Genomic DNA, 25,918 nt, shown 5'->3' with positions numbered 1-25,918 from the left:
CGCTGCGCTACGGCTTGACCGGAATGGATCTGACGAGAAAACCGATCACGAGAAAGCTGATTTCTCGGTGCACCTCTTCGCGGCTGCGCGTTCCGCCGTCCTTACAGATGACGCCGTTGCCGGGTTCCACCTTTTCTATGAACGCAACAGCGTCCGGCTTGCAGAGCCCCACGAAAGCAAAGTGCATTGCGTCAGGAATCTCGACATGGGTCGAGGACGACTTTGGCAAATGCTCCGCGAGATATCGGGATTCGAGCTTCGGCGGTAATCCTCCAATATCAATCCCCGCGCCGATAACAAGGGCCGGCATTTGAACGGTGGCCAAGCTTTCGGGCGAAAAGCCTCTTGCAATGCCGAGGTCGAGAGACACGAACGCCTTTAGCCGTGTGTCCTCCATGTCCCTTTCGAGCTCCTTGCGGCCAAGGCCTAGCTCGTTCTTGAGATCACATGCTCGGGGCTGGTGTTGGCTTTGCAGTCCGCTTCAAACCGTTTTGTGTCGAAACGCGCACCGGCCAACGCCGCAACCGTCCATCCTCCCAACGAATGTCCAATGGCGGCAATCCTGTTTCTATCGACCTTGCCCGCCAGCGTTGAATCGCGTTCCAGCGCATCGATGACGCGGCTTAGATCGCGTGGGCGCTCCCACATCATCGCTGCCCGCACAGGATCCATGTCGAAAGTCGTCGTACCGGGATGGTCCGGTGCCGCTACGATGTAGCCGTGTCTGGCTAACTCTTCGGCTAACCAGGAGAGATTGCGCCAACTGCCTCCGTAGCCATGCGATAGAACAACCAGTGGCAGGTCATACGAGGAAGGTGCGGCATCGAGTATGACTGGAACGCCGTAAAAGGCGGGATTTTCTCCGACGATTTCCGTCTCGGTACTCTGTTCAGTAGGGTACCAGATGCTGACGTGAAGCGGTCGCGAACCGCTCTTGTCGAGGTTTGTCTGCTGAAAGCCGACGGCGGGGGCGGAGTGGGCAAGGGATGTGGTCATTAGCCATAACCCGATGACGCAGAATGGAAGTTTGAGCATGGAAGCCTCTCGTTTGGATGAGCCGTGCTTTCATGCTCCAACTTCCGTCCGGAAGAGACCTCGAACGCGATCTAGAACGTTGAGATCGTTTCTTTCCGCGTTGACCGCGCCTGACGCTATCTCATTTTGAGATGACAGCATCTAATAAGTCTATTTGTCAGACGCACCCCCCGTCGACATAGTCCGCGTCAGGGAGAAACTTCATTTAGGACGCGCCAGCACCGACGAGAGGGCGGCACAGCGGCCGCGGATCAACGCGCCGGCGCTTGCGAAGGTCGAGCGTCATCGTGCTTGCAAAAGCGACGCCGACCGGTTCGTCGGTCTATTTCTTTACTCGCGACCTCAGCCGGGTCTGGCGCGTCGCGGCTACGCTTGAGGCGGGCATGGTCTACATCAACGAAGGGGTGGTCTCCACCGAGGTCGCGTCGTTCGGCGGATTCAGGCAATCGGTGCTTGGGCGCGAAGGCGCCAGTGAGGCCTCGACGTGTATTTGGAGAGCAAGTGCATGCTGTTCGGGGGGCTTTCCGTGCAATGATGGAAGCCTGTGTCAACTCGAACAGAAAGGATCCGCTGATGGATCGCCGACGTCTTCCGCTCAACGCGCTGCGCGCCTTCGAGGCCGTCGCTCAATTTGGCAGCTTTACGGCGGCGGCAGCCACTCTCAGCATCTCGCAGAGCGCCCTGTCGCGGCATGTGATCAGCCTTGAGGAGAGCATCGGGCGCAAGCTGTTTGAGCGGGGTCACAAGGCCATTCAGTTGACGAGGGAGGGCCGGGTTTTACTGGCAGGTGTAGCAAAGGGATTTGACCGGATCGACCAGGCGCTGCAGGAAATCAGCAGTCAGCCGGGGCATCACCAGCGCAAGCTGCGGATCAACCTGCCACCCAGCTTTGCGACGAAGCTGGCAGTGCCGCTCCTGACCGATTTTCAGCGGAGCTTTCCCGATGTGGTGCTTGAGGTTTCGACACCATATGGCGGGCCGACAACCGAGTTCGACGTCGCCGTGGTCTATACACGACCGACTGCGGACGAGTGGGTTACCGATCTTCTTTGGGAGGCCCGTCCGGCGATCCTTTGCCATCCGGATCTGGTGGGACGCGGATCCAATAATATTGCAGCCTTCATCAACGCCAACGAGCTTGTCCATGTGAAGATCGTCGAGACGGAGCCCTACCACACCTGGCAGCGCTTCGTTTCGCAGAACGGCATTTCCGGCGTCACGACGGCTCGCGGCGTCACGTTCGACACGGCAAGCTTCGCCATCCAATATGTGCTTTCCGGTCAGGGCTTGGCCCTGGTCGATCCCATTCTGTTTCGTGACGAGATCGAGAACGGGCGCGTCGTCGCTCCCTTTGACGCCCATCATTATGAAGGCTTCGGCTACTATCTGAAAATCGATGCCGAAGGGTTGGCCGACCCGCTGATGGCGGGCTTCCGTTCATGGCTCATCAGCCGTTTCAGAAATCACAATCGCGACGAAGGCGAAAAGCCGGTGCTACGCCTGGTGTCGAGCAGCGACGGCGCCTGAGCGAATGTGATCTAAGGAGGAGGAATGAATGAGGGAATCGAGCACGTTCTGAAGCCCGTCCTCCGGCGTAAACACGGAAGGATATCGTCTTGACCGACTACCGCAACTTTGTCGCCGGCGCGTTTCAGCCCGCGTCGGACCTGGTCCCGGTGCTCAATCCCGCAAGCGGAGAGACCTCCGCGCGGGTGCCGGCGGCAAGCGCACGGGAGGCAATCGCAGCGGTCGAAAGCTCCGCTACAGCGCAGAAGGCATGGAAAGCCTTGCCGGCGATCGCCCGCGGGGATGCCTTGCGGCGTTTCGCGGCGGCTATCGAGGCGCGCGCCGAAAAGATCGGCCAGGCGCTTGCGCTTGAGTCCGGCAAGAGCCTCGCCGATGCCACGGCGGAGGCGATCTATGGCGCGGAATTGATGCGCTACCATGCGGAATGGGCGCGCCGGATCGAGGGGGAGGTGATCCAGAGCGACAATCCGGGTGAGACTCTGCTTTTGAAGCGCGAGCCGATCGGGGTCGTCGCCTGCCTCATCCCGTTCAATTTTCCGGTCTATACGCTGGTGCGCAAGATTGCCCCCGCACTGATCGCCGGCAACGCCGTCGTGGTGCGGCCGAGCAATTCGACGCCGACCTCCGCCTTCGAGATCGCCGAAGCGGCGCTGGAAGCCGAGCTTCCACCGGGGCTGGTCAACATCTTGACCATGTCGCACGATGTCGCCGCGACGCTTTGCACCCAGCCGTCGGTCGGCATGATAACGCTCACCGGCAGCCTGCAGGCAGGCCGCGTGGTTCTCGAATATTGCAAGGCCAATATCGCGAAGCCATCGCTGGAACTCGGCGGCAAGACACCTGTCATCGTCGAACCCGATGCGGATCTCGATGCGGTTGCCGCTCAGCTTGTTGCCGCCAAGACCAATCATTGCGGGCAGGTTTGCACTGCGCCGGAACGGGTCTATGTGCACAGTTCCATCCATGACGCGCTTATCGAACGGCTTCGCACCGGCTTCACTGCAAGGGCGTTCGGCAACCGCGCCGACGACCCGACGCGCATGGGACCGCTGGAAACGAAATCGGCGCAGGTCAATATTCATGCGATGGTTCGCCATGCGGTGGAGCAGGGGGCACGCATCGAGGCAGGCGGCATGCTGCCGGAGGGCGTGGGCAATTACTATCCGCCAACCCTGCTTTCCAATTGCCGACAGGATATGGATGTCGTTGCCGAAGAGGTGTTCGGCCCGGTTCTCGCCGTGCTGTCCTATGACAGCGCCGAGGAAGCCTTGGCGCTTGCCAACGATCACCAGTTCGGCCTGAGTTCGGTTCTCTTCACCAACAACTACAGCACGGTCATGCGCTTCGCCGACGCCATCGAGGCCGGTGAACTTTACGTCAACCGATTTCCGGCCGATCCCTATCAAGGATTTCATGCAGGCTGGAAGCGTTCGGGTCTCGGAGGCGATGACGGCAAGCATGGCATGCTCGAATTCACGCAAACCCGTCTTGTGGTGCTGAAGCACTGATCGGATTGCCAGAAGGAACGTCAACATGCAGATCGCTTCGCTCGCCATTCATGTCGTTGCCGTCCCGCCGCCCCATATCGGCGGGATGTACTGGATCTTTGTCAGGCTCACCACGAAGGACGGCATCGAAGGGGTTGGGGAAATCTATGCGACCGCCTTCCATCCAAAGGCGTTGGTGCCGCTGATCGAGGATATGTTCGAGCGCCACCTGCTCGGCCACGATCCGCACGATATCGAGCGCTTCTGGCGCTCGGCCTATTCGAGCGGCTTCACGCAGCGCCCGGATCCGACGATCATGGGCGTTGTCTCCGGCCTCGAAATCGCCTGCTGGGACATTATCGGCAAGGCGGCCGGCCGGCCGGTGCACAAGCTGTTGGGTGGCCTCGTACACGAAAAGCTGCGCGCCTATACCTATCTCTACCCCAAGAATGCAGCCGGCGAATACGACTATAACGATCCCGAGCTTGCCGCCGACTTTGCTGCGGAAATGGTCGACAGGAAGGGCTTCACGGCCGTCAAGTTCGATCCTGCCGGACCCTATACCGTCTATTCCGGTCACCAGCTTTCGATTGGCGTCATGGAGCGGTGCGAAGAGTTTTGCGCCAAGATCCGCGCCGCGGTTGGCGGGCGTGCCGATCTGCTTTTCGGTACCCATGGCCAGATGGTGCCGTCCTCGGCCATTCGGCTTGCGCGGCGGCTTGAGAAGTACGATCCGCTCTGGTTCGAGGAGCCGGTGCCGCCCGGCCAGGAGGCAGCGATGGCGACAGTCGCCAGTGCGACCTCGATCCCGATAGCCACCGGCGAGCGACTGACCACCAAATACGAGTTCCAACGGGTGCTCGAAACGGGTGCAGCCTCGATCCTGCAGATGAACGTCGCGCGGTGCGGCGGTTTGCTGGAGGCAAAGAAGATCGCTGCCATGGCCGAGGCGCACTATGCCCAGGTCGCGCCGCACGTCTACAACGGGCCAGTCGGCGCGGCGGCGAGCATCCAATTGGCGGCGGCCACCCCCAATTTCCTCATCCATGAGGCGATCGTCGACTTCTCCGGATTCTACGCCGAGATCCTCAAGACGCCGTTGCAGTTCGACGATGGCTATCTCATTCCGTCGCGCGAGCCGGGGCTCGGCGTGGAGCTCGATCTCCAGGTGGTTGAAAAGCACTCTCCCTACGAAGGAAAGCGTCTGCACCTGCAGATGGACGACAAGCCCGCCGACATCAAGGCATTTGCCCCGGCGCGCGGTTGAGGATCACATGGCGACCTACGATTACATCATCGTCGGGGCCGGGTCCGCCGGCTGTATCGTTGCGGCGCGCCTGAGCGAGGCAGGCAAGCACAGCGTGCTTCTGCTCGAGGCGGGCGGCAACGACAGCTCGCCATGGTTTCGCATCCCGTTGGGCTACGCCCGGTCCTACTACGATCCGAACGTCAACTGGATGTACTGGACCGAGCCGGAAGCCGCCCTGAGCAATCGCCGCATCTATGCGCCGCGCGGCAAGGTGCAGGGAGGTTCGGGCTCGATAAATGCCATGATCTTCGTGCGTGGTGCCGCGGCGGATTTCGACGACTGGGCCAAGGCCGGCAATCCCGGATGGGCCTATGAGGATGTGCTGCCCTATTTCAAGAAACTTGAAACCCATGCCGATGGCCAGTCCGAATTTCATGGGGGAGATGGGCCTGTCCACGTCACGCCGATGCGCGATCAAACCCATCCGATTACCGCGCGGTTCCTATCCGCCTGTGCCGAACTGCAACTGCCGCTCAATTCCGACTTCAATGGCGCATCGATCGAGGGCGCAGGGATTTACGATATCAACACGCGAAATGGCGTGCGCTCTTCCTCTTCATTTGCCTATCTGCGTCCGGCTCTCAACCGTCCCAATCTTTCCATCCAGCGCAAAACCCGCGCCCGCAGGGTCGTCTTCGACGAAGGAAAGGCCGTCGGCGTGGAGGTAGCCTCACCTGAAGGGATGGTAACCCATTCCGCCCGCAGCGAGGTGATCCTATGTGCCGGCGCGGTCGATACGCCGAAGCTGTTGCAGCTCTCCGGCATTGGCGATGGCCGAGAGCTGCAGGCGTTCGGCATACCCGTTGTCCGACATTCGCCGGCGGTCGGGAGAAACCTCCAGGATCACCTTTGCGCGAGCTTCTACTACCGCTCGAGGGTCCCGACACTGAACGACGAGCTGGGGAGCCTGTTCGGCCAGGCTCGGCAGGCGCTGCGCTATGCGCTGACAAGGCGCGGCCCCTTGGCTCTCAGCGTCAACCAGGCCGGCGGCTTCCTGCGCGGTCAACCGGGGGAGGAAAGGCCCAACATCCAACTCTACTTCAACCCGCTTTCCTATCGCATTCCGTCCGACCCACGTGCAGGACTGAAGCCCGAACCCTATTCCGGCTTCCTGTTGGCATTCAATGCATGCAGACCAACAAGCCGCGGCAGCGTCACGATCGCTTCACCGGATTTTACCGATGCGCCGCGCATCAACCCCAACTACCTGACGACGGCTCACGACGAGGCCGAAGTCCTTCAGGCAAGTCGGCTTGCACGCAAAATCATGGGTGCGCCGGCACTGCGCTCGATTACTGCAAGCGAAATGCCTCCTTCCGCAGAAGCCTCCACCGACGCCGAGCTGCTGAACTACTTTCGGGAACATAGCGGTTCGATCTATCACCTGTGCGGTACTGCGGCGATGGGGCCGGGTGCTTCAACCGCCGTCGTCGATTCATCGCTGAAGGTCCACGGCGTACAAGGGTTGCGCGTCATCGACGCTTCGATCTTCCCCAACATCACGGCCGGCAACATCAATGCCCCGACGATGATGGTCGCCGAAAAAGCCGCTTCCATGGTGATCAAAGGGAGCTCGATTTAAGGTTCCAAAGGGACCCAGGCCCGAAAGGCGCGTAGCGAAACATGCCTGGGATCTGCACGATGGCGCCGACACGCACCGGCTACCACGCAAGGAAGGGCTTCCAGCGGGGCGGCGTCGTGAATGGCATTGACGGTTGCAGCGCTAACTGGCCGCCGAACCAGTGCGACCGTTTTGCCGATCGTTGCGTCGCGAGGATGTCAACCGCGCCGCGCCGCCTCGATCTTGGCGACGTCGATTTTCTTCATGGTCATCATCGCCTCGAACGCGCGCTTTGCTTCGCCGCCGCCAGCCGCCAGCGCGTCCATCAGTACCCGCGGAGTGATTTGCCAGGAAATTCCCCACTTGTCTTTGCACCAGCCGCACTCACTCTCCTGGCCGCCGTTGCCGACGATGGCGTTCCAGTATCGGTCGGTCTCTTCCTGATCGTCGGTGGCGATCTGGAACGAAAAAGCTTCGCTATGCTTGAATGCGGGGCCGCCGTTCAGGCCGAGGCACGATGTGCCCGCAACTGTGAATTCGACCGTCAAGACGTCGCCTTCTTTGCCGGCTGGGTAGTCACTGGGTGCGCGATGTATGGCACTCACGGCGCTGTCTGGAAAGACCTCGGAGTAGAAGCGGGCGGCGGCCTCGGCGTCCTTATCGTACCAGACGCAAATCGTATTCTTTGCCATTGCGGGTTCCTTTCGCTCTTGAGCCATCCGGCCCTGTCCCCATCGCTATGCCTCGAAGTAGGCGCCCAGCCGTTTTTTTCCACCCCGAAAGTGCCCGTTTCGCCCAGGCGATCACAAGGGGCGCCGACCCCAGCGTCGTTGTCCGCTTAGAAATTCGCTATGAGGGTTGCCCGAGCAGCGCGAGCCATGGTTAATGATTCTCTACCATAGCTGGTGTCGCCGATGGGGCGGAGCTCAAAAGCTGATCGAACGCCGGTGCCCCCGTTGTTGCTGCCGTTTCGGGGAGAGTGAAATCAGCCACTGACTTTTATCTTTGGTTTTGTCGAAATCTGAAATTTTCACTCAATATTTGCAAGCAAAAACAATATGATGGATGCAGAATAAAAGGATGCTTTGTATCCCGGTCATCTGCAGCGATTTGAGATCTCGCCGCCCCAACCGCGAAACCTGCCGATCGCTTTGTGCGCGCGCTCACCAGGCACGCGATTTTCAGGATCGGTACAACCTGTTAAGCAGGCAGGATGGGATTCGGAGTTTTCATTCATCGCTCAGATTCGATCTACGATGACAGTCCGGCGGAACAGTATCAGTTCCCGCGGCAGTATCTCGGTCGCGTTCAAGCCTGTGTCGGAGATTGGATAATATACTACGAGCCACGCAAGGTTGCAGCCACTCGGGGCTATTTTGCCGTTGCGAAAGTATCTCAGGTCATCCCCGACCCGAAAGCGCCTGGAATGTTCGTCGCGCTCATCGAGCCCGGCAGCTATCTCGATTTTATCAACCCGGTACCATTCAGCGGACTGGATGGCGTGGTCGAACGCGGCGTCCTCAATGAGGACTTGCGGATTTCGGGCAGGGCGCAGTCTGCTGTAAGGCCGATCTCCCCGGGGGACTTCAATCGCATTGTGTCCTTGGGCATTGATGAGCAAGAGCCTGAGCTACCGCGCGTGGGCGAGGCGATCGACACAGGTCAAGTTCGTGAGCTCGACGAAGCGCCCCAGACACCCTTCATCATCGAGCAGGAGCGTGATCGCGTCACGCTCCTATCGTCACGGATTGTCCGCGACCGGCTCTTCCGCCGCCGGGTACTTCAAGTCTACGACAAACGCTGCGCGGTCACCGGCCTGAAACTCATCAATGGGGGAGGCCGCGCCGAGGTGGATGCCGCCCACATTCGGCCGGTCGAGGCGAATGGGCCTGACATTCTTACCAATGGAATTGCCCTTTCGGGAACCGCTCACTGGATGTTTGACCGGGGCCTGATCAGCTTTTCAGATGACTTCGACATCATGGTCTCAAGACAAGTCAACGATCCCGATGGTGTTCGAGGTCTGATCAACAGAACCGGCAAAGCGATCGTGCCATTGCGGGCACTTGATAGACCGCATCCCCATTTTCTGCGCTGGCATCGCGAGAACTGCTTCAAGCATTGAGCGCCAGGAAAACCGTGGTCGATGGGCCAGTCGGTCTGGCCCATTGACTTCATACCTCGAAGACGTCCTCGAACGATTCCGGAAAGCTTTGGCGGGCGACCCTTTCGTTGATGACGAGCAAGGCTTCGTAGGACGTCGGGTCGAAGTCCTTTTCAGCGGACAAAACCTCGCGGCCGAACAGGAGGTTAAGCCGGGCGGCGTCAAGATTGCCACGCTCAAACGGCTCCGCGCCGAAATGGTGCCAAAGGGCGTGGAGGAATGCCGCGTCGATGCGGTGCGCGCCCGAGCCCGGGCGGGCATGGCGGGGCAACGCCTTGATCGGCGTCGCCCCTTTTGGATTGGCGCGGCGGATGACAAACTGGATGCCGGTGCCCGGCATGGCGTAGGGAAAACCCCGGTGTTTCGTCATGTCAGGCAGCTTGGCCATTCGGTCCTCCTTACGCGATCTCGTTCTGGGCAATCTTGTCCTGCGTCTTCGTATCGAAGTCGGAGGCATCGTGGCGTTCGTGCAATTGCTCGGACGGATCGCCGCTCAGGCGGTTGACCATGCGGCCGCGCTTGACCGCCGGGCGCGCGGCGATTTCGGCCGTCCAGCGCTGGACGTGCCTGTAGCTCTGGACATCGAGGAAATTGCCGGCGTCGCCATAGACCTGATTGAGTGCCAGGTTGCCGTACCAGGGCCAGATGGCCATGTCGGCGATGGTGTATTCGGAACCGGCCATGAACTGATTGCCTTCGAGATGGCGATCAAGCACGTCGAGCTGGCGTTTCACTTCCATGGCATAGCGGTCGATGGCGTATTTGATTTGCATCGGCGCATAGGCATAGAAATGCCCGAAGCCGCCGCCGAGGAAGGGGGCGGAGCCCATCTGCCAGAACAGCCAGTTGAAGGTTTCCGTGCGGGCGCGAAGCGCAGCTGGCAGGAACGCACCGAATTTTTCCGCGAGATAAAGCAGAATGGAAGCAGATTCGAAGACGCGGACCGGCTTCCCGCCGCCCTTCGGCCCATGGTCCATCAGTGCCGGGATCTTGGAATTCGGATTGACCTCGACGAAGCCGGAACCGAATTGGTCGCCATCGCCGATGCGAATCGGCCAGGCATCGTACTCGGCGCCCGAATAGCCGGCGGCCAGAAGCTCTTCCAGCATGATCGTGACTTTCACGCCATTGGGTGTGGCGAGCGAATAGAGCTGCAGCGGATGCTTGCCGACGGGAAGTGCTTTTTCGTGGGTCGGGCCGGCGGTGGGGCGGTTGATACTGGCGAACGCGCCGCCATTGCCCTTGTCCCAGGACCAGACCTTGGGGGGTTCATAGCCGGCGGGGAAATTGTCGGCGGGGGGTTTCTCGGTCATGAAATTCAACCTTGTCTTCGCGGGAACACGTCAATCTGCCGGATTTGGCATTTCTCGATAGGGGAAATCAATCACTCTTGCTCGAGACCTACCTTTTGCCGATCGACGTCAAGGTGGGTGCGAAGGAGAAGATCAACAAGGGGTTGACGTCACTCGGTCAGTTGGTGGCACCATCCTGACGGTAGCTAGCACTGATTGTTGTCGTCCGCGCGCCGGACCCAGGCCGTGGCGTTCGCGCAACTCAGCGTAAAAGGTTCAAGGCACCGTCTAATCCGGAACTATTGATGCACTGCCGGCGCCTGCGACGGCGCCCCTTAAGCCAGGGTGTAGGCCGTCTTGACGGTTATCAGGATATTCCTCGTTCAGCGGCTCGGGACAGGGTTGTATCGGTGCTGAGCGAGAGCGGCGATCAACGCATTGCGTCTCCGGCGTAACGGTCGAAACCGATCGGCTGCGCGGTCGCGCGGCGATGGATCTCAGCCACAGAAACGTGGAAAATCGAGTTGAGTTTCTCCAGTTCCGCATGCGCTGCGAGATGCGCGGGAACGCGCTCGCGGATCTCGGCGAGCACATCGTCTTCGTTGACGGTCTGGAGGCGGCCGCCTTGAACGACGATCTCACCATCGACCATGACGGTCTCGATGGATGATCCGTTTTCGGAAAATACCAGCTGCTTCGGTATGTCGTTGAGCGGAAAGAAGTTGAACGTGTTGAGGTTGAGGATCAACAGATCGGCCGCCTTGCCCGGAGCCAATGACCCGGTGCGCTGTTCGAGCATGGCGCTGCGCGCACCGCCGATCGTCGCCATGGCGAGGATCTCCTCCGCCTTGATCCAGCGCTCGTAATCGGGCCCCGATGTGCTGTGAATGAGGGCAGCCGTCCGCATGACATCGAAGATGCGGGCAGTATCGTTTGAAGAAACGCCATCCGTGCCAAGTCCGACAACCACGCCGGCATCGAGCAGTTTGCGGATCGGCGCGATGCCGGCGCCGAGTTTCTGGTTCGACACGGCATTGTGGGCAATGGAGCAACCTGCAGCACCCATCAACGCGATGTCGGCGTCGCTCACCCACACGGAGTGCGCAATGGTGGTGTTGCGCGACAGAGCGCCCAGCTCGTGCATGTAGGCAATCAGGCTCTTTCCGTAGAATTCCGGGCCGGTTACGGCCTGCGTCTTGGTCTCCAGCACATGGGTGTGGAGCGGAACGCCCATTTCGATAGCGAGATCGTGGCAGGCGGCAAGCATGTCCGGCGTGCATCGCTGTGGCGCGGAGGGCGCGATCATGAAACGCAACCGTTCGGGCTTTCCGTGCAGCGAGGCGAATGCGGATCGGCAATAATCGATGTAATCGCCTGCCGGCATGAGCGGGCCAAAATCGAGCTTGTCCTGCAGCGCTTTCGGTAAAACCTCGCGGGCATAAGGCAAGGCATCCAGCGTATGCACATTCATGACGGCGCTCGACACGTTGGCGCGGATGCCGGCCTGTTCGTAAGCGCGAAATGCGGCCCCGAGACGTGAAAGATCATGAGTTGGCGGATCGAAGAAGTCGTCGCAGATGGTCGTCACGCCGTTGCGCAGCGAATCCATCGCCAGCAGCAGGCTGCGGAGATAGAGAAGTCGTTCGTCAATCACCGGGCCCATGAGCAGGGGATAGGCATAGAGGAGCCAGACCTCGAGCGGCATGCCTTCATAGCGGCCGCGAAAGAAAGTCTCGCTTGAATGCGTGTGCGCGTTGATCAGGCCGGGCATGACCAGGCGATTGCGACCGTCGATCACCTTGGCGTCGGATCTGGCGACGACGTTTTCGCCGATGGCGGCGATCCGGCCTCCTTCGATCAGGAGATCGGCTTCGAAGGGTTTGCACCCGTTCGTACCCTCCATCGTCAGTAGGGTCGCCTTGCGTATCACGATCTGGTTCATAGACGGCTCCTGGCGATAGGTTGATCGCGGCGTGCTGTGTGCGTCACTCGTTGCGCAACTCGGTGAAGCCGTTTGCGGCTTTGGTCCCGCCTCGTAGCTTGGTGCTCACCCAGATACCGAGCACGGTCGCGATATAGGGCAGTCCTAAGAGAAGGTCGTGGGGGATGCGGTCGCCGAAGATCAGCTGGGCCTTGATACCGATCGCGCCGACGATCGCAAAGAACAGCGCAGCAAGCGTCGCGCCGATCGGGTGCCCGGCGCCGAAGATGACGGCTGCGAACCCCATGAAGCCACGGCCGGCGGTCATGTTTTGCGCGAAGATCTGCAGGCTGCCGGTGGCAAGCTCGGCACCCGCCAGAGCGCAAAGGGCGCCGCCCATGACAAGTGCGGCAAGGCGCATGGCCGATGGGTTCACGCCGACGCTGCGCGCGGCAAAGGGGTGTTCGCCAGAGGCTGCCAACCGAAGACCGAAGCGGGTGCGTCGAAGCATGACCCAGACCGCCAGCACCAGGACGGGCATCAAGACCACGAGGACGGACAGTGAGCCATAGGCGCCGAAGGCGGGTCCCAATCGAGGCAGGCCGAATGGCGCGCTGACGGCGGCCTGCGTTCCGAAGATCGACTGGACGGCGAGTGTTGTACCGCCAAGCCCCAGGCCCGTGAGACCGAGGCCGGCGATGATCTGGTTGGCGCGCAGCTTCTCGACGACGAACCAGAACAGCACCGAGCCCGCAACGCAGACGGCGATAGCCCAAAGCAGCGCTGCCCAGATAGAACCGGTCAGGACGATGCCAAGCACGGTCGCGCAAGCGCCTGTGATCATCAGCCCTTCAAGACCGAGATGCCAGATGCCGGCGCGCTGGGCGATGACGCCTGCAAGGGTGACGTAGACGAGCGGCGTTCCCGACCGCAGAATGGCGATCACGATGTCTTCCATGTCCGTCCCTTAAGTTTTGCGATCCGGTCGATCAGACTGGACTTGGCCGTGATGAAGAGTGCGATGGCGGCATTGATGACATCGATGGCAGCCGATGGCAGACCCGCCATGATGGGCAGGTAAAGTGCGGCCGACGCCAGGCCGCCGAAGAACAGGGCGACGAATGCGGTGCCAACCACCGAAAAATTGGCAACGAGGGCGATGAGGATCGCGGTGAAGCCGTGCCCGGGCAGGAACCCGCCAGTCAACCGCCCGTTCGGACCCATCAACTCAACGGTTCCGGCAAGCCCCGCCAAGGCGCCGCTGATGAGGAAGCTGGCCAAGCCAATCCGCCAGGTGCGGGCGCCCTGCCATTCCACCATCGTCGGGTTACGGCCGGCGAGACCCGAAAGAACGCCGAAGGTCGTGCGGTTGATGAGGAGCCAGATCGCGACGCCGACAACAGCGACGATGGCCACGATCGTCGGCGACAGCCCCATGGAATCGCTGATGCGATAGGCGGCGTCGAGCGGGCGGCTCGATGCCTGCTGGCCGGAACCGGAAGGATCCTTCAGCGGGCCGGAGGTTACATAGAGCAGGACGAGGCCGGCAAGGAAGTTGCCCATCAGCGTTGTGATGACTTCATCGGCCCCTGACTTCAGCCTCAACAGTCCCGGCCAAAGCGCCCAGGCAGCACCACCGAGCATGCCGCTGGCAATGCAGGCTGGGATGACGATCGCGGCGGGGGCGCCATTCAACCACTCGGCCATGAAGGCTGCCGACACGGCGCCGACGTAGAACTGGCCTTGCGCGCCGATGTTGAAGTAGCCGGCTCTGAACGAAAGCGCGACGCCCGTGGCAGTTATGAACAGCGGAAGGCTCCACCGCAGGGCCTGCTGCAGCGCGCCCGCTCTGAGGAACGCGCCGTCAGCGATGGCCTGAAACATCAGCGGAGCGGAGTAGCCCGCGAGCTGGAACATGATGCCGCAAAGCGCAAGGCCAAGCAGCACGAAGATCACGGCGCGTAGCACCGAGACGAAACGTTCGTTCATTTCAGGACTCCCGTCATGGCGGCGCCGACAGCGGAAATATCATAGGGCGGGCGAAATTCCGCGACGATCCGACCGGAGAGCATAACGACCACACGGTCGGATATGTCGAAGATTTCATCGAGGTCGGACGAGATGAACAGGAGACCGCAGCCGCGCGCCTTCGCGTCGCGCATGGCATCCCAGACGAAGGAGGTTGCGCCGATATCGAGGCCCCGGGTCGGCTGTGCGGCAAGAATCAGCCGGGCGTCATCGTCCATCTCGCGCGACAGAATGACCTTTTGCGCATTGCCGCCCGAAAGCGAGCTGGCACGCTGGGTAACGTTGGCATAGCGCACGTCCCACCGGTTCAACGCCGCCGCACAACGCTTTTGTATCGTTATCGGATTGATGGCGGCGAGAAGCGGCATTTGCAGCAGGCTGCGCGCTGACCAGTTCTCCCAGAGCGAGCTTGAAAGGCTGAGGCCCTCGACGTTTCGTTCAAAGGGAATGATGCGCAGACCGGCGGCCCGTCTTGCTGCCAGCTGCTTGCCGGTGACGTTGTCGCCACCGATGGCGAGCTTGCCGTCGACAACATCGACGAGCGCGGAGATTGCCCGCACCAACGTCCTTTGGCCGTTGCCTTCGACGCCCGCGACACCAATGATCTCACCTGCCGAGATCGTCAGGTCGACGTTGTCGAGCGCCGGTCCTTCCGTATCGGGCCGTGTCGAGACGGCGCGCATGTCCAGGACTGTGTTCTTCCCAGCGGAAGGTGTTTCGTTGTGCGCATGGGCGACGGTCGCAGAGCCGGTAAGGGCCGCCTTGTCGTCGGCATTGAGGCCGCGTGCGGCCGCCGGACCAATGATGAGCTCGGCAAGCCTGTCCGCATCGATTTCAGTGCAATCAAGCGGGCCGTCGACGAGGCGGCCGCTGCGCAGCACCGTGACGGTGTCGGCAATCGCCAATACCTCCCTAATCTTGTGCAGGATCAGGATGACGGTGACGCCGCGCGCCTTGAGCCGCCTTATTCGCTCGAAGAGTTTTTCGGTGCCTTCCGGGGAGAGCACAGCAGTCGGCTCGTCGAGAATGAGAAGCTTTGCCTCCGAGACGAGCGCGCGGGCGATCTCCACGCCCTGCTGGATCTCGACGGGCAGGTCGCGAATGCGCTGGCGCGCCTTCACCTTCACGTCGAGGCTGTCGAGATGCGGTTGCCAGCGGCGTTCAAGGGCAGACCGGGTAAACAGGCTGCCCCCTTCGGCGCCGAACTGCATTGCTTCCGCCACGGTAAAAGTTGGTGGCAGTGCGAAGCTCTGATGCACGAGTTCGACGCCGGCCTTGCGGGCATCGTTGACACTACCGCCGGCATGCGGCCGGCCGCTGAACTTGAGGCTGCCGGCCGCCGGCCGGACGAGGCCGGCCAGAACGCGGGCAAAGGTTGTCTTGCCCGCGCCGTTCTGACCGACGACGGCGTGGATCATGCCGCGCTCGAACGTCACGCCGACATCAGCAAGTGCCGTAATGTCACCGTAGCGCACGGTGACATCCCGGCACTCAAATATGGGGGATCTGTCTTCCATCATCGCAGCATGATCCGTTCAGCTCGGGTATCTTAGAGCTTGGTGTTGAATTCGACCTTCAGCGATCCGTCGAGAATCGCAGCTCGCGCCGCGTCGATTTCCGCCTCTGTCGCCTTCGCGGCAGAGACGATTTCTGCCGGCCCTTGCTCCTTGAAGAGGGGAGAGGGGATGAAGTCGATCACGCCAGTGCCGAGCCCGGTATGCTCGTGCGTGCCACCCGCCCAGTCAGACCCCAGTGCCTTGCTCACTTCGTTGTAGAGCGACGTTCCGAAATCCAGGCCGACGATCGAAATGACGGATTGCGGACCCTTGGGAAACTGCGCCGGATCGAGCACGCTGACCAGCCGGCCAGGCACTTCATTGGCGGCCGCGATGATGCCGAAGTCGGTGGCCGCGGCATCGGTCTGGATGAAGTCGATGCCGCTGCTGAACATCTGTGTGGCGATTTCCTGGCCCTTTGCAGGGTCCTGGAAGGAGCCCGCGAATGCCGATGTGACGGTCGCGTCCGGTCGGACAGAAAGGACGCCGGCCTTGAACGCATTGAAATCCGCGTTGATCGGCGGGATCGAAACACCACCGATGAAGCCGAGCTTACCGGATTTGCTCATCCGGGCGGCAAAGATGCCCGAGAGATAGCAGCCGAGATAGTAGTCGTAGGAAACCGTGACAACGTTCGGGATGGCCGGCTCGAAGGGATCGGCGAACAGCTGCACCCATTTGGTGTTGGGATAGGACGGCGCCAGCGCCTTGAACGGCTCGGCGACTTCGTTGAACGTCGAGACGATCACGGCTGCGCCGGCGTCGCCGAGCGTGCGAAATATCGTTTCGTAGGTTGCGGGATCTTGCGCATAGACGGCGCGATATTCGAACCCTTTTTCATCAGAGAGCTGCTTCAACCTGGCGATCATGGAATCGACCGGGCCGGCGTCTCCGGCAGCCTGCGTATGCACGAGGGCCACGAGCCCTCCCGAGGCATGGGCGACCGCGGCAAGCAAGCCGCTCGCCATGCTGGCCATGCCCAACCCGGCGGTTGCCTTGAGGAAAAAGCGGCGATCGATCGCACGATTAATCAGGCTCATCCCATCAGTGATCTTTTTCGTCATGTCGATGTTCCTTCTGGAGTTCCGGTTTCCGGTTCTTTTCGTTGTCGAGGCGACGTCTTCGCCACCTTCTCTGCGTAAACGGGCGCGAACCTCGCACCCGGCATGCTCAGGCGCCGGGAGAAAACGGCGCCGGATTCATGATCATCACGTCCTGGCTCTGGATGGCGTCGAGCGCCCAGACGCCGGAGATGAACGTCTGCCACTCGGGATCGGCATACATGGCAGTCCGGCGCGCTTCGCGGTCAGCCAGGCTGTCATATCCCCACATCAGCACCGTGGTGTGCAGATGTCCGATTTCGCTGACATAAAGTCCGAGAAAACGGTTGAGGTGCCGCTTCTGGATCGGCAGTCCCTGTTGTTCGTACTTCTTCATCCAGCCGTCGACCGTGCCGGGGCGGAAGGTATAGGTGCGGTGTTCGACGATCATCGCGATGTCTCCGTTAGAATGAAGTCACTGGCCCGTTCGCCGATCATGATGGCGGGGGCATTGGTGTTGCCGCTGGAGATGATGGGCATGATCGAGGCGTCGGCGACGCGAAGTCCGTCGATCCCCCGAACCTTGAGACGGTTGTCGACCACAGCCATCGGGTCGTTGCCCATCTTGCAGGTGCCGACCGGATGGAATGTCGTCATGGCGTTTGCCCGCAACCATTTGACCATGTCGCTGTCACTGTCGACCGTCGGTCCCGGCGCAAGCTCCCGGCCGCGGTATTTGTCGAAGGCCTTCTGGTTGATGATCTCGCGGGTCATGCGGATGGCATCTATCATGGTGCGCACGTCGAAATCGGTCTGCAGATAGTTGGCGTTGATCTTCGGAGGCTCCATCGGATTGTCGGAGCGCAGCGTGATCTCGCCGCGGCTCTCCGGATTGACCGGACCGACGCGGATCGAGAACCCGTGATTGGCCTCGACGGGCACCTTTTTGAAGGGATTTGGAAAGTGCAGATTGGCCGTCTTTTCGAGCGCCGGCATGAAATGCAGCTGGATATCCGGGGCGGTCAGGTCCGATCGTGATTTGACGAAGGCGCCTGCCTCGTAAGGAAATGTCGTCGCGATGCCCTTGCCGAACAGCATGCCCTGGATGACCGACCATGTGAGCTTGTCGGCTCTCAGATCCGAGTAGAGTGTCACCGGCTGCGGGCATTCATAGGCCATGACGCAGTCGACATGGTCCTGAAGGTTCTTGCCGACGCCCGGCAGGTCCTGAACGCTGCGGATGTTGAACTTGGCGAGCTCGTCGGCAGGGCCGATGCCCGACAGCATGAGGATCTGTGGCGAGTTGACGACGCCGGCAGAAAGGATCACCTCGCGATCCGCATGCACCCGCCGAATTCCGTTCTTCTGGCGGAACTCGACGCCGACGGCACGACCGTTCTCGACGATGATCCGTTGCGTCTGAGCCCGGGTCACGATCGTCAGGTTGCGGCGGTTCTTTACCGGACGCAAGAAGGCATACGCGGTCGAGCAGCGCTTGCCTTTGCTGATCGTGAAATCGTAGCGGCCAAAGCCTTCCTGGTCGGCGCCGTTGAAGTCGTCGTTGAGCGGATGCCCTGCCTGTCCGCCGGCCTCGTTGAAGACGTCAAGCAGCGTGTTCCAGCCGCGAGCGCGGCAGACGGTCAGCTCGCCCTCGCCATTGTGGTATTCGTCGCGGCGCTGAACATGCGCCTCCGAACGTCGGAACGCCGGCAGAACCTCGTCATAGGACCAGCCGGACGATCCCATCTGTGCCCAGCGGTCATAGTCGTGGCGATTGCCGCGCACATAGATCATGCCGTTGATTGTCGAGGTGCCGCCGAGAACCTTTCCGCGCGGCCAATAGAGCGACCTGCCATTGAGAAACGGCTCGGGCTCCGTGTGGTAGTGCCAGTTGTAGATCCCGGAATGGAAGAGCTTTCCCATCAGCATCGGCAGGCGAAAGAGCGGGTTGGCATCCCTGCCGCCGGCCTCGATCAAGAGAACCTTGTGCGATGGATCGGCCGAAAGCCGGTTTGCCAGCACGCAACCGGCTGAACCGGCGCCGATGATGATGAAGTCGTAAGTATCGTGAGCCGCCATGGTTACCACGCAATGGGCTTTGCGCCCATCGCCTCCAGATATTCGTTGCAAAGGATGAACGGGTTTGGCCGAGAGAGGACCGCTTCGGCCCTGGCGGGATGATCGCGAAGGATGCAGCGCAGGTGACCTGCGCTGTGCTCATCGATACCGACCTCAAGAAGGGCTTCCGCAGCGGCATCGCCAAAGCCGATAAACACCAGCGGTGTCCCGCGCTCGGCGAGCGCATGCAGCGCTTGCCTGACGATGGGCCGCCAAAGCCGCAGGTGACCGGCCGATTGATGCGGGTCGATCGACACCTTAAAGCGCGTGAGCGTGAGCGAGGCATTGAGCAGGAGGACGCCGTTGGTCACCCAGCGATCGGCGATACCCGCCGGCGGTTCCATGTCCACCAGACCGCTTTCCATCGCGGCAAGCGTCTTCGGCCAATCATCGAAAGTGCGGGCGTAGCTCTGATCGCCGGTGCGCGCCGCCACGATCAGCTGCATGTAGGCGCGAATGCTTTTTGAGAACATCTTGTCGAGCTCGTGCCAGGCAGCGACATTGCCGGTTTCGAAGGCGCGGCCGGTGGCAAAGCCCGGTTCCGGATAGGGATCCTGGCCGAGAACGACACACCGGACATCTTCAGGCGCAATGGCGTCGAAGGCGCGTAGGCAATGCGCGCCTGCCGGCATTCCAGGAAAGATCTTGCCGCGACGCACGGGAAAGATCGGTTCCCAGACATCGAGCTCGAGCTCCGCTGCGATCGCATCGATATCAGGTTCTGCCTGGCCGATGAGGGCGCGCCAGTTGGCGTCGAGGTCCAGCGACCAGTTTGTCGTGAACTCCCTCATGGCGTCTTTCAACAGCATGGCCAATGCGCACCCCTCCCAAGGCGACCCGTTTCGTGGTCGGCCAAAAAAACCTGACCAAACGGTCAAGTAATTCATGAAAAAAGTTGACCAAATTGTCAACTTGTTTTTTAAGGGGTGATCGACCGAGCCGTTTGAGTCCACTCTCGCCAGTTGTGCTAGAAAGGGGCCTAATGGTTCGGCCGGAAGGGCGTCGGCAATGTCGACCGGGATCAGTGACCCTATGAGATCAACAACAATGGATCGTCAGCAAAATGGCCAGTGCTGAGAAATCGCGAAAGCAGCTCGCGACCGACAACGCGGACGAGCGTATTCGGGCGCGCAACGTTTTGAAGATATTGAAAGCGGCGACGGAGATATTCTCGCGCAAGGGTCTGGATGGCACCAGAATAAACGAGATCGCCGAGCTTTCCGGCCTGCCAAAGGGAAACGTCTATTATTATTTCTCCTCCAAGGAAGAGATCTACAAGGCAACGATCGCTCACCTGATCAACAGCTGGGACCAGGCGTTCCGCCATATCTCGGCGGATCGAGAACCGGCCGAGGCAATCGAGGCCTACATCAAGGCGAAGCTCGAGCATGCGCGGCGAAACATTGCCGAGACTCGCCTGTTTGCAAACGAGATCCTGCAAGGTGCTGAACATCTGCCTGCCGATGCCCGCCAGCACATGCGGGAGGTCACCGCCGAGAAGGCTGAGGTATTGAACGCGTGGGTGGCGGCGGGAAAACTTGCGCCGGTGGACCCGAGACATCTGTTCATAATGCTGTGGTCGGCGACGCAGTTCTACGCCGAGTTCGAGGCCCTGGCCTGCGATGCCTTGCAGGTAGGGCAACTCAAAGCGAGCGACTACAGTTCGGCAGCCCGCACGATATCCGAAACGGTCCTGAATGGCTTGATGCCGCGCATGTAGCGACGGCCTCAGGCATTGCTCTTGTCAGTTCGGCGCCGCGACGGTCAAACATCATCCGTTGGCTGGTATCGAGAACGAGTTGAGCGAATGTCGGGCCCATCCCGTTGAAGCAAATGTGACGGCGCCCAAGCAAAGGTCCGGCTAGCTATGCTTCAAGGCTCGGCTCAACGAGCCAAATCTCAGGCGATAGTGCGCGGCGGTCAGGCCCGTTTCGCGGTGGAACAGGCGGCCGAAGAAGCTTGCGTCCTCATAGCCTGTTTCGTTGGCGATCGCCTCGATCGTCAAGTCGGTCGTTTCGAGCATCTGCTTGGCTTCTTCGAGGCGGAGCGCGTGTGCGTAGGCGAGCGGCGTCATGCCTGTGGCCTTGGTGAAGCGACGGATGAACGAGCGTTCCGACAGCCCGGAAAGAGCCACCATCGCGGCGACGGGCGCGCGGGTCTTGTAGTTCAGCGCGAGCCATTGCTGACAGGTGTTGATTACCGCGTCAGCCGTCTGCCGGAGGCTCATGAGCGATGCGAATGGCTGTTGTCCCAGGTCATGCCATTGCAGCATATAGACCTTGGCGACCTCCATCGCTTCCTTGAGGCCGACAAACCGCGCAATGAGGTAGAGCGCGAGATCTTGCCAGCTTGACCCGCCTCCCGCCATGACGATGCGCTGCGCCTCGCCACTCAACACCAGAGATCGATCCACACGCACGTTCACGCTCGGGTAATTGTTGGAAAGGGTCGCCGCATAGCCCCAGTGGATAGTCGCGTCGCAATTGATGAGCAGTCCCGCCTCGCCGAGCAGGACTGCACCGGAACAGGCACTGGCAAGCATCGCCCCATCCGCATGCGATCGCCTTAGCCATCTTGTTTCAGGCTCATACAGTCCCGCGACGCTTTCGCCCGGATTGACGAAGAAATCCGGGATGCACACGATATCGGGTGAAGGGCAGTGGCCGAAAGCAAAGTCTGGTTTGACCCAAATGCCGTTCGCGGCCCGGAAACCGTCACGTGACCGGGCAACGACATAGGGACGCATGCGCTGTTTTCCCGCTTGGCCTTTGACGATGAACGGCCAGTCGCGGCCGGGAGATGAAAACAGATCAAACATGCCGAACAAGGCGGAGGCCGTGACTTCGGGCACCGCGAGAAGTGCGACACTGATCGGACAATCTTGATCAAGCATGGCAGAAATGACCGCCTTCCAGCATTTTTGACTTTAGTACCAAGCGTCGAACGCGACTAGGTTCTTGTCGACCAAGAGGAGGTCTCGATATGTCCCATGATCTGCTCCGCAGTGTTCTGCGTGGCGAACTGCTCGAGCCGGGAAGCTCTGCTTACGACGCTGCTAGAGTGGTTTGGAACGGGCTGATCGACCGGCGACCGGCCCTGATTGCCAGGTGCCGCAATGCCGCCGACGTCATCGCGGCGGTAAACCATGCTCGCAATCATCGGCTCACCATCGCCGTTCGTAGCGGCGGACACAATGTCGCCGGCTACGCTGTCTGCGATGATGGTTTGATGATCGATATGTCACTCATGAATGCGGTCCACATCGCGCCGGGACTTGACCGTGCACTTATCGAAGGTGGGGCGACGTGGGCCGATGTCGATGCCGCGAGCACGCCTTTTGGGCGAGCGACGCCCGGCGGACTGATTTCAATGACAGGTGTGGCCGGGCTCATTTTGTCGGGCGGCATTGGCTGGCTGCGTGGCACCCACGGCCTGAGCTGTGACAATCTCATTGCTGCAGATGTGGTTACGGCGGATGGCGGTCTCATCCGTGCGAGCGAAGTCGAAAACACCGACTTGCTTTGGGCACTGAAGGGCGGCGGTGGGAATTTTGGTATCGTCGTGAACTTTGAGCTTCGTCTTCACCCGATCGCCGATCAGGTGATGTTCTGCGCTCCCGCCTATCCTGAGGAGCACGCCGTCGACATCATCCCAAAATGGCGCGACTATATGGCCTCAGCTCCTGATGAAGTCAGTGGTCTTGCGGAATTCTCTACCATACCCAGCGATCAGGCCTATCCGCAGGAGATATGGGGCAGGCGGGTGATAACGCTCGCTACCGTCTATGACGGTCCAGCTGAAATGGGAGAGTGCATCACGCAGCCGCTGCGCGCTTTTGGGGAGCCGTTGCTCGACTTCAGTGGGCGGATGTCCTATCGCGAGCTCCAGTCCATCTATGACGGATTGTTCCCCAAAGGGCGCGACCGCTGCTATTGGAAATCGACTTACCTCTCTGGCCTCGGTGACGATGTCGTCGACGAGATTATCGAGCGGCTGGCCAATCGACCCTCCGAGATGACCTACGCGTCGATCTGGAAATTTGGCGGCGCCGTCCAGCGGATTGCTTCCGACGCCACTGCCTTCGGCGATCGCACCATGCCTTTCATGTTGAGCCTTGATGCGATCTGGTCCGATCCGTCAGATGATGAGGCGAACATCAGCTGGGTTCGCAATACCTGGCAGGATATGCAACGCCATTCTACCGGGCGCCTCTACCTGAATTTTCCCGGGCTCGGAGAAGGTGACAACCTGGTTTGCAATGCTGTCGGCGCTGAAACCTACTCAAGACTTCAGAAGATCAAGCGCATCTACGATCCAGACAATCATTTTCACATGAACCAGAACATATTGCCGCAACCAGCTACGACGGCGGCCGTTGTCGTGCCGTAGCCGTTACAATACGGCTTGGAGTTTCGCGCACCTGCAACATACATCAACGCACGCGCATCTCCGGCGGCTTGCAAGGCCGAAGCGTGTCGTTTCCTCTTTTTCCAGAAGACGCCAATCTGGCGCCTGTCTTGAGGCGGCGGCCAACCGGGACCCGGCGCTTAACCCCGACCCCGATCGTTCCGACATCGCCCGTAGGGACAGAAAATATCTCGAATTCGGCGCTGGCTCGCACGCCTGTCCCGCCGACAAATTCGCACCATTGATCGTCGCGCGCCGATGCCGACGCTGTCTAGGCCGGGCAAGCCGTCATGGCTTGCCTATATCGCACCTGTTGCCGCCCTCGGATCTCCGTCCGACTACATCTGCGGGCAGCGACTGCCGGTACTGGCCGTTCCCGGCAATTGGTCGGCGCGGCGAGAAGACGTCGGCGGCTTGGTGCTCCCCGCCCATGATCTTCTACATGACGCCGAAGCGCTCGAATGCCTCGACCGTGGTCATGCCGGCTTCGATCGCCAGACGGACCTTGTTTTCCGTCTCGGCCTTTTCGAATGCCAGGGCGATCGCTTCCTGTTCCGCCTCGCGCGGAATGACCAAAACACCGTCACGGTCGCCGAACAGAATGTCGCCGGGCCGGATTCGGATGCCGCCGATCTCGATCGGAACCGCGTAGTCGACGACCTTGCCGCGGGGGCCCTGATCCTGCGCATAGGCTCCGTAGCAGAAGGTCGGAAAATCGAGAGCGAGGATGCCGCCGCTATCTCGGCAGTAGCCGTCGCAGATTGCGCCTGCTGCTTTTAGCTGGATGGCGCGCGTCGACATCAGTTCGCCCCAGACGGCGTAGCGCGGCGAGGCGCCGGAGCAGACGTAGATCTCGTTGGGTTTCAGGCTGTCGAGCGCATGGAACATCAGGCCGAAGGGCTTGGTGCTGATTTCGGCGTGGCCGCCGGTACCAGTGGTCGCAAAGAAATCCGCCTCCAGCACCGGCATGGCACGCCCGACCGCCACCATGTCATCACGCAAGGCGCGGATCCGAGGCGGCAAGAACTGGTGCTGTAGCCCCATCGTGTCCAGAATATCGCCGACTACGGCGGTAAAGAGCCGGCTTCGCATCGCAGCGAACAACTCGGCATCGTCCTGAAAGGTCTTCATAGTGTCACCCGTTCGTTCTGTGCGGCCCTGACCGCTGAAATGCCTTGCATCACGCCGCGGATCTCAGCCAGCCCCTTCAGGCGACCGATGAGCGAGTAGCCGGGATTGATCCTTTCCTTGCCGATGTCGTCGGCAAGCAGATGCCCATGGTCGGGGCGAACGGGGATCTGCCAGTCGTCGCGCCCCGCGGCATGCCGGCGCTCCTGCTCTTGCAGCAAAGCGAGAATGACGGCCGGAATATCGCTCGACCCGCCGAGATGGTCGGCCTCATGAAACGACCCGTCAGCTTCGCGCTGGACGTTGCGCAGATGGGCGAAATGGATGCGGGATCCGAATTCGCGCACCATGGCGGGCAGGTCGTTCTCGGCGCGGGTGCCATAGGATCCGGTGCAGAAGGTAAGACCGTTGGCCGGGCTGTCGGTGGCAGCCAGGATGCGGCGCGCATCCTGCGCCGTGGAAACGATCCGCGGCAAGCCGTAGAGCGGGAAGGCCGGATCGTCCGGGTGAATGCAGAGCTTCACCCCGATCTCCTCGGCAACCGGCACGATCTCGCGCAGGAAGTGTGCGAGGTTTTCGTGCAGATCCTCGGCTTCGACGCCATCGTACTCCGCGAGCGCTCCGAGAAAGCCCGCGCGATCGAACTTGCGCTCCGACGCCGGCAGGCCGGCAATCAGGTTGCGTTCGATACGGTCGATCTTCGCAGGATCCATCGCCGTAAAGCGGGTCTGCGCCGTTTCGATCTGGGCCGGCGAATAGCTTTGCTCGACGCGCGGCCGTTTCAAGACGAAGAGATCGTAGGCTGCGAAATCCATGGCATCGAAACGCAGCGCGTATCCGCCGGTCGGCAGGGGATGCATGAGTTCGGTGCGGGTCCAGTCGACCACTGGCATGAAATTGTAGCAGACCGTGCGAATGCCGCAGCGCGCGAGCGCGCGCATCGTGTCCTTGTACCAGCCGATGTAGCGCGCGCTGCCTGAGGATTTGAGCTTGATCGAATTGTGCACGGGAATGCTCTCGACGACGCTCCAGCGCAGGCCCGCTGCCTCGATCAATGCCTTGTGCTTCAGGATCTGATCGTCGGACCAGGGCGAGCCGTCATAGATGTGATGAAGCGCTGAGACGATGCCCGTCGCGCCTGCCTGCCGGATATGGCTGAGCGGCACCGGATCATCCGGACCATACCAGCGAAAGCACTCTTCCATCGGCCTCATCTCCTACTCCCTGCTGTTTCGTGATGGTCTTTATTGTTGGACCAGATGAAGCATTAAGGATCGCCATCGATAGGATTTCAAGTGAAAAGAGGCGATAATCGTTATTTGATCCGCAAAATAATCAATTTTCT

24 protein-coding genes are annotated in these 25,918 nt (G+C 60.8%); 8 read left to right on the top strand and 16 right to left on the bottom strand.

The window, feature by feature from the left end:
* Positions 1-7: 7 nt before the first annotated feature.
* Positions 8-397 carry an alpha/beta hydrolase family protein gene (locus tag AC244_RS37995; RefSeq protein WP_234716898.1) on the bottom strand — a complete coding sequence of 130 codons (390 nt, stop codon included), beginning with the start codon at positions 395-397 and terminating at the stop codon, positions 8-10.
* A 29-nt stretch (positions 398-426) separates the two neighbouring features.
* The gene (locus tag AC244_RS37990) at positions 427-1,035 is read right to left on the bottom strand and encodes an alpha/beta hydrolase family protein (RefSeq protein ID WP_234716897.1); all 609 of its coding nucleotides are present in this window, start codon (positions 1,033-1,035) and stop codon (positions 427-429) included.
* A gap of 287 nt (positions 1,036-1,322) precedes the next feature.
* Here AC244_RS37990 and AC244_RS37985 point away from each other — a divergent pair, with 287 nt between their 5' ends.
* The 5 genes from AC244_RS37985 (at position 1,323) to AC244_RS09580 (ending at position 6,940) form a co-directional block, all read left to right on the top strand.
* Positions 1,323-1,742, top strand: a complete 420-nt coding sequence (locus AC244_RS37985) for an aldehyde dehydrogenase family protein (RefSeq protein WP_234716896.1) — start codon at positions 1,323-1,325, stop codon at positions 1,740-1,742.
* Positions 1,639-2,562: a LysR substrate-binding domain-containing protein gene (locus AC244_RS09595; protein ID WP_234716911.1), complete on the top strand. Its 924-nt coding sequence runs from the start codon at positions 1,639-1,641 to the stop codon at positions 2,560-2,562. The genes AC244_RS37985 and AC244_RS09595 overlap by 104 nt, the downstream gene beginning before the upstream one ends.
* Before the next feature lie 89 nt (positions 2,563-2,651).
* The gene (locus AC244_RS09590) at positions 2,652-4,070 is read left to right on the top strand and encodes an aldehyde dehydrogenase family protein (protein WP_053248594.1); all 1,419 of its coding nucleotides are present in this window, start codon (positions 2,652-2,654) and stop codon (positions 4,068-4,070) included.
* 25 nt (positions 4,071-4,095) lie between these two features.
* The gene (locus AC244_RS09585) at positions 4,096-5,316 is read left to right on the top strand and encodes a mandelate racemase/muconate lactonizing enzyme family protein (RefSeq protein WP_053248593.1); all 1,221 of its coding nucleotides are present in this window, start codon (positions 4,096-4,098) and stop codon (positions 5,314-5,316) included.
* Between the two features lie 7 nt (positions 5,317-5,323).
* Positions 5,324-6,940 (top strand): GMC family oxidoreductase, encoded by a 1,617-nt coding sequence (locus AC244_RS09580; RefSeq protein WP_053248592.1) that lies wholly within the window; start codon positions 5,324-5,326, stop codon positions 6,938-6,940.
* A gap of 197 nt (positions 6,941-7,137) precedes the next feature.
* Here the strand turns inward: AC244_RS09580 and AC244_RS09575 are convergent, their stop codons facing one another.
* The gene (locus AC244_RS09575; protein WP_053248591.1) at positions 7,138-7,611 is read right to left on the bottom strand and encodes a VOC family protein; all 474 of its coding nucleotides are present in this window, start codon (positions 7,609-7,611) and stop codon (positions 7,138-7,140) included.
* A 521-nt stretch (positions 7,612-8,132) separates the two neighbouring features.
* Between AC244_RS09575 and AC244_RS09570 the strand changes: the two genes are divergently transcribed.
* Positions 8,133-9,044 (top strand): HNH endonuclease, encoded by a 912-nt coding sequence (locus tag AC244_RS09570; RefSeq protein ID WP_053248590.1) that lies wholly within the window; start codon positions 8,133-8,135, stop codon positions 9,042-9,044.
* Between the two features lie 49 nt (positions 9,045-9,093).
* On the opposite strand, the gene AC244_RS09565 is transcribed toward AC244_RS09570, so the two are convergent.
* The 10 genes from AC244_RS09565 to AC244_RS09520 all read right to left on the bottom strand — a co-directional run bounded on the left by AC244_RS09565 (position 9,094) and on the right by AC244_RS09520 (position 19,829).
* A complete protein-coding gene (locus AC244_RS09565; RefSeq protein ID WP_053248589.1) occupies positions 9,094-9,471 on the bottom strand; it encodes a hypothetical protein in 378 nt (125 codons plus the stop codon).
* A gap of 10 nt (positions 9,472-9,481) precedes the next feature.
* Positions 9,482-10,396 carry a glutathione-dependent disulfide-bond oxidoreductase gene (yghU, locus tag AC244_RS09560; protein ID WP_053248705.1) on the bottom strand — a complete coding sequence of 305 codons (915 nt, stop codon included), beginning with the start codon at positions 10,394-10,396 and terminating at the stop codon, positions 9,482-9,484.
* 409 nt (positions 10,397-10,805) lie between these two features.
* Positions 10,806-12,317 carry an amidohydrolase family protein gene (locus AC244_RS09555; RefSeq protein ID WP_053248588.1) on the bottom strand — a complete coding sequence of 504 codons (1,512 nt, stop codon included), beginning with the start codon at positions 12,315-12,317 and terminating at the stop codon, positions 10,806-10,808.
* A 43-nt stretch (positions 12,318-12,360) separates the two neighbouring features.
* Positions 12,361-13,254 (bottom strand): ABC transporter permease, encoded by an 894-nt coding sequence (locus AC244_RS09550; RefSeq protein WP_053248587.1) that lies wholly within the window; start codon positions 13,252-13,254, stop codon positions 12,361-12,363.
* A complete protein-coding gene (locus tag AC244_RS09545; protein WP_053248586.1) occupies positions 13,239-14,285 on the bottom strand; it encodes an ABC transporter permease in 1,047 nt (348 codons plus the stop codon). Before AC244_RS09545 ends, AC244_RS09550 begins: the two co-directional genes overlap by 16 nt.
* Entirely contained in the window at positions 14,282-15,799 is a 1,518-nt protein-coding gene (locus tag AC244_RS09540) for an ABC transporter ATP-binding protein (protein ID WP_234716895.1), read from the bottom strand. The genes AC244_RS09545 and AC244_RS09540 overlap by 4 nt, the downstream gene beginning before the upstream one ends.
* Positions 15,800-15,873: 74 nt before the next feature.
* The gene (locus AC244_RS09535) at positions 15,874-16,899 is read right to left on the bottom strand and encodes a BMP family ABC transporter substrate-binding protein (RefSeq protein ID WP_053248704.1); all 1,026 of its coding nucleotides are present in this window, start codon (positions 16,897-16,899) and stop codon (positions 15,874-15,876) included.
* A 151-nt stretch (positions 16,900-17,050) separates the two neighbouring features.
* Positions 17,051-17,371 carry an NIPSNAP family protein gene (locus tag AC244_RS09530; protein ID WP_053248584.1) on the bottom strand — a complete coding sequence of 107 codons (321 nt, stop codon included), beginning with the start codon at positions 17,369-17,371 and terminating at the stop codon, positions 17,051-17,053.
* A complete protein-coding gene (locus tag AC244_RS09525; RefSeq protein ID WP_053248583.1) occupies positions 17,368-18,999 on the bottom strand; it encodes a GMC family oxidoreductase in 1,632 nt (543 codons plus the stop codon). The genes AC244_RS09530 and AC244_RS09525 overlap by 4 nt, the downstream gene beginning before the upstream one ends.
* A 2-nt stretch (positions 19,000-19,001) precedes the next feature.
* Positions 19,002-19,829: a uracil-DNA glycosylase gene (locus tag AC244_RS09520; protein ID WP_053248703.1), complete on the bottom strand. Its 828-nt coding sequence runs from the start codon at positions 19,827-19,829 to the stop codon at positions 19,002-19,004.
* 272 nt (positions 19,830-20,101) lie between these two features.
* Here AC244_RS09520 and AC244_RS09515 point away from each other — a divergent pair, with 272 nt between their 5' ends.
* Positions 20,102-20,758 carry a TetR/AcrR family transcriptional regulator gene (locus AC244_RS09515; RefSeq protein WP_053248582.1) on the top strand — a complete coding sequence of 219 codons (657 nt, stop codon included), beginning with the start codon at positions 20,102-20,104 and terminating at the stop codon, positions 20,756-20,758.
* Positions 20,759-20,899: 141 nt separating this feature from the next.
* Here the strand turns inward: AC244_RS09515 and AC244_RS09510 are convergent, their stop codons facing one another.
* Positions 20,900-21,931: a GlxA family transcriptional regulator gene (locus tag AC244_RS09510; RefSeq protein WP_053248581.1), complete on the bottom strand. Its 1,032-nt coding sequence runs from the start codon at positions 21,929-21,931 to the stop codon at positions 20,900-20,902.
* A gap of 89 nt (positions 21,932-22,020) precedes the next feature.
* On the opposite strand from AC244_RS09510, the gene AC244_RS09505 reads away from it, so the two are divergent.
* Positions 22,021-23,427, top strand: a complete 1,407-nt coding sequence (locus AC244_RS09505) for an FAD-binding oxidoreductase (RefSeq protein WP_053248580.1) — start codon at positions 22,021-22,023, stop codon at positions 23,425-23,427.
* Positions 23,428-23,883: 456 nt separating this feature from the next.
* Here the strand turns inward: AC244_RS09505 and AC244_RS09500 are convergent, their stop codons facing one another.
* The gene (locus AC244_RS09500) at positions 23,884-24,576 is read right to left on the bottom strand and encodes an RraA family protein (RefSeq protein WP_053248579.1); all 693 of its coding nucleotides are present in this window, start codon (positions 24,574-24,576) and stop codon (positions 23,884-23,886) included.
* Positions 24,573-25,778, bottom strand: coding sequence for a mannonate dehydratase (gene uxuA / locus AC244_RS09495; protein WP_053248578.1), 1,206 nt, complete (start codon positions 25,776-25,778; stop codon positions 24,573-24,575). Before uxuA ends, AC244_RS09500 begins: the two co-directional genes overlap by 4 nt.
* Positions 25,779-25,918: the final 140 nt, after the last annotated feature.

This window comes from Ensifer adhaerens (genome assembly GCF_001270265.1).
Taxonomy (GTDB): domain Bacteria; phylum Pseudomonadota; class Alphaproteobacteria; order Rhizobiales; family Rhizobiaceae; genus Ensifer; species Ensifer adhaerens_B.
Note: the sequence above shows the minus strand (reverse complement) of the source record. Positions and strands in the feature narration are given on the sequence as shown.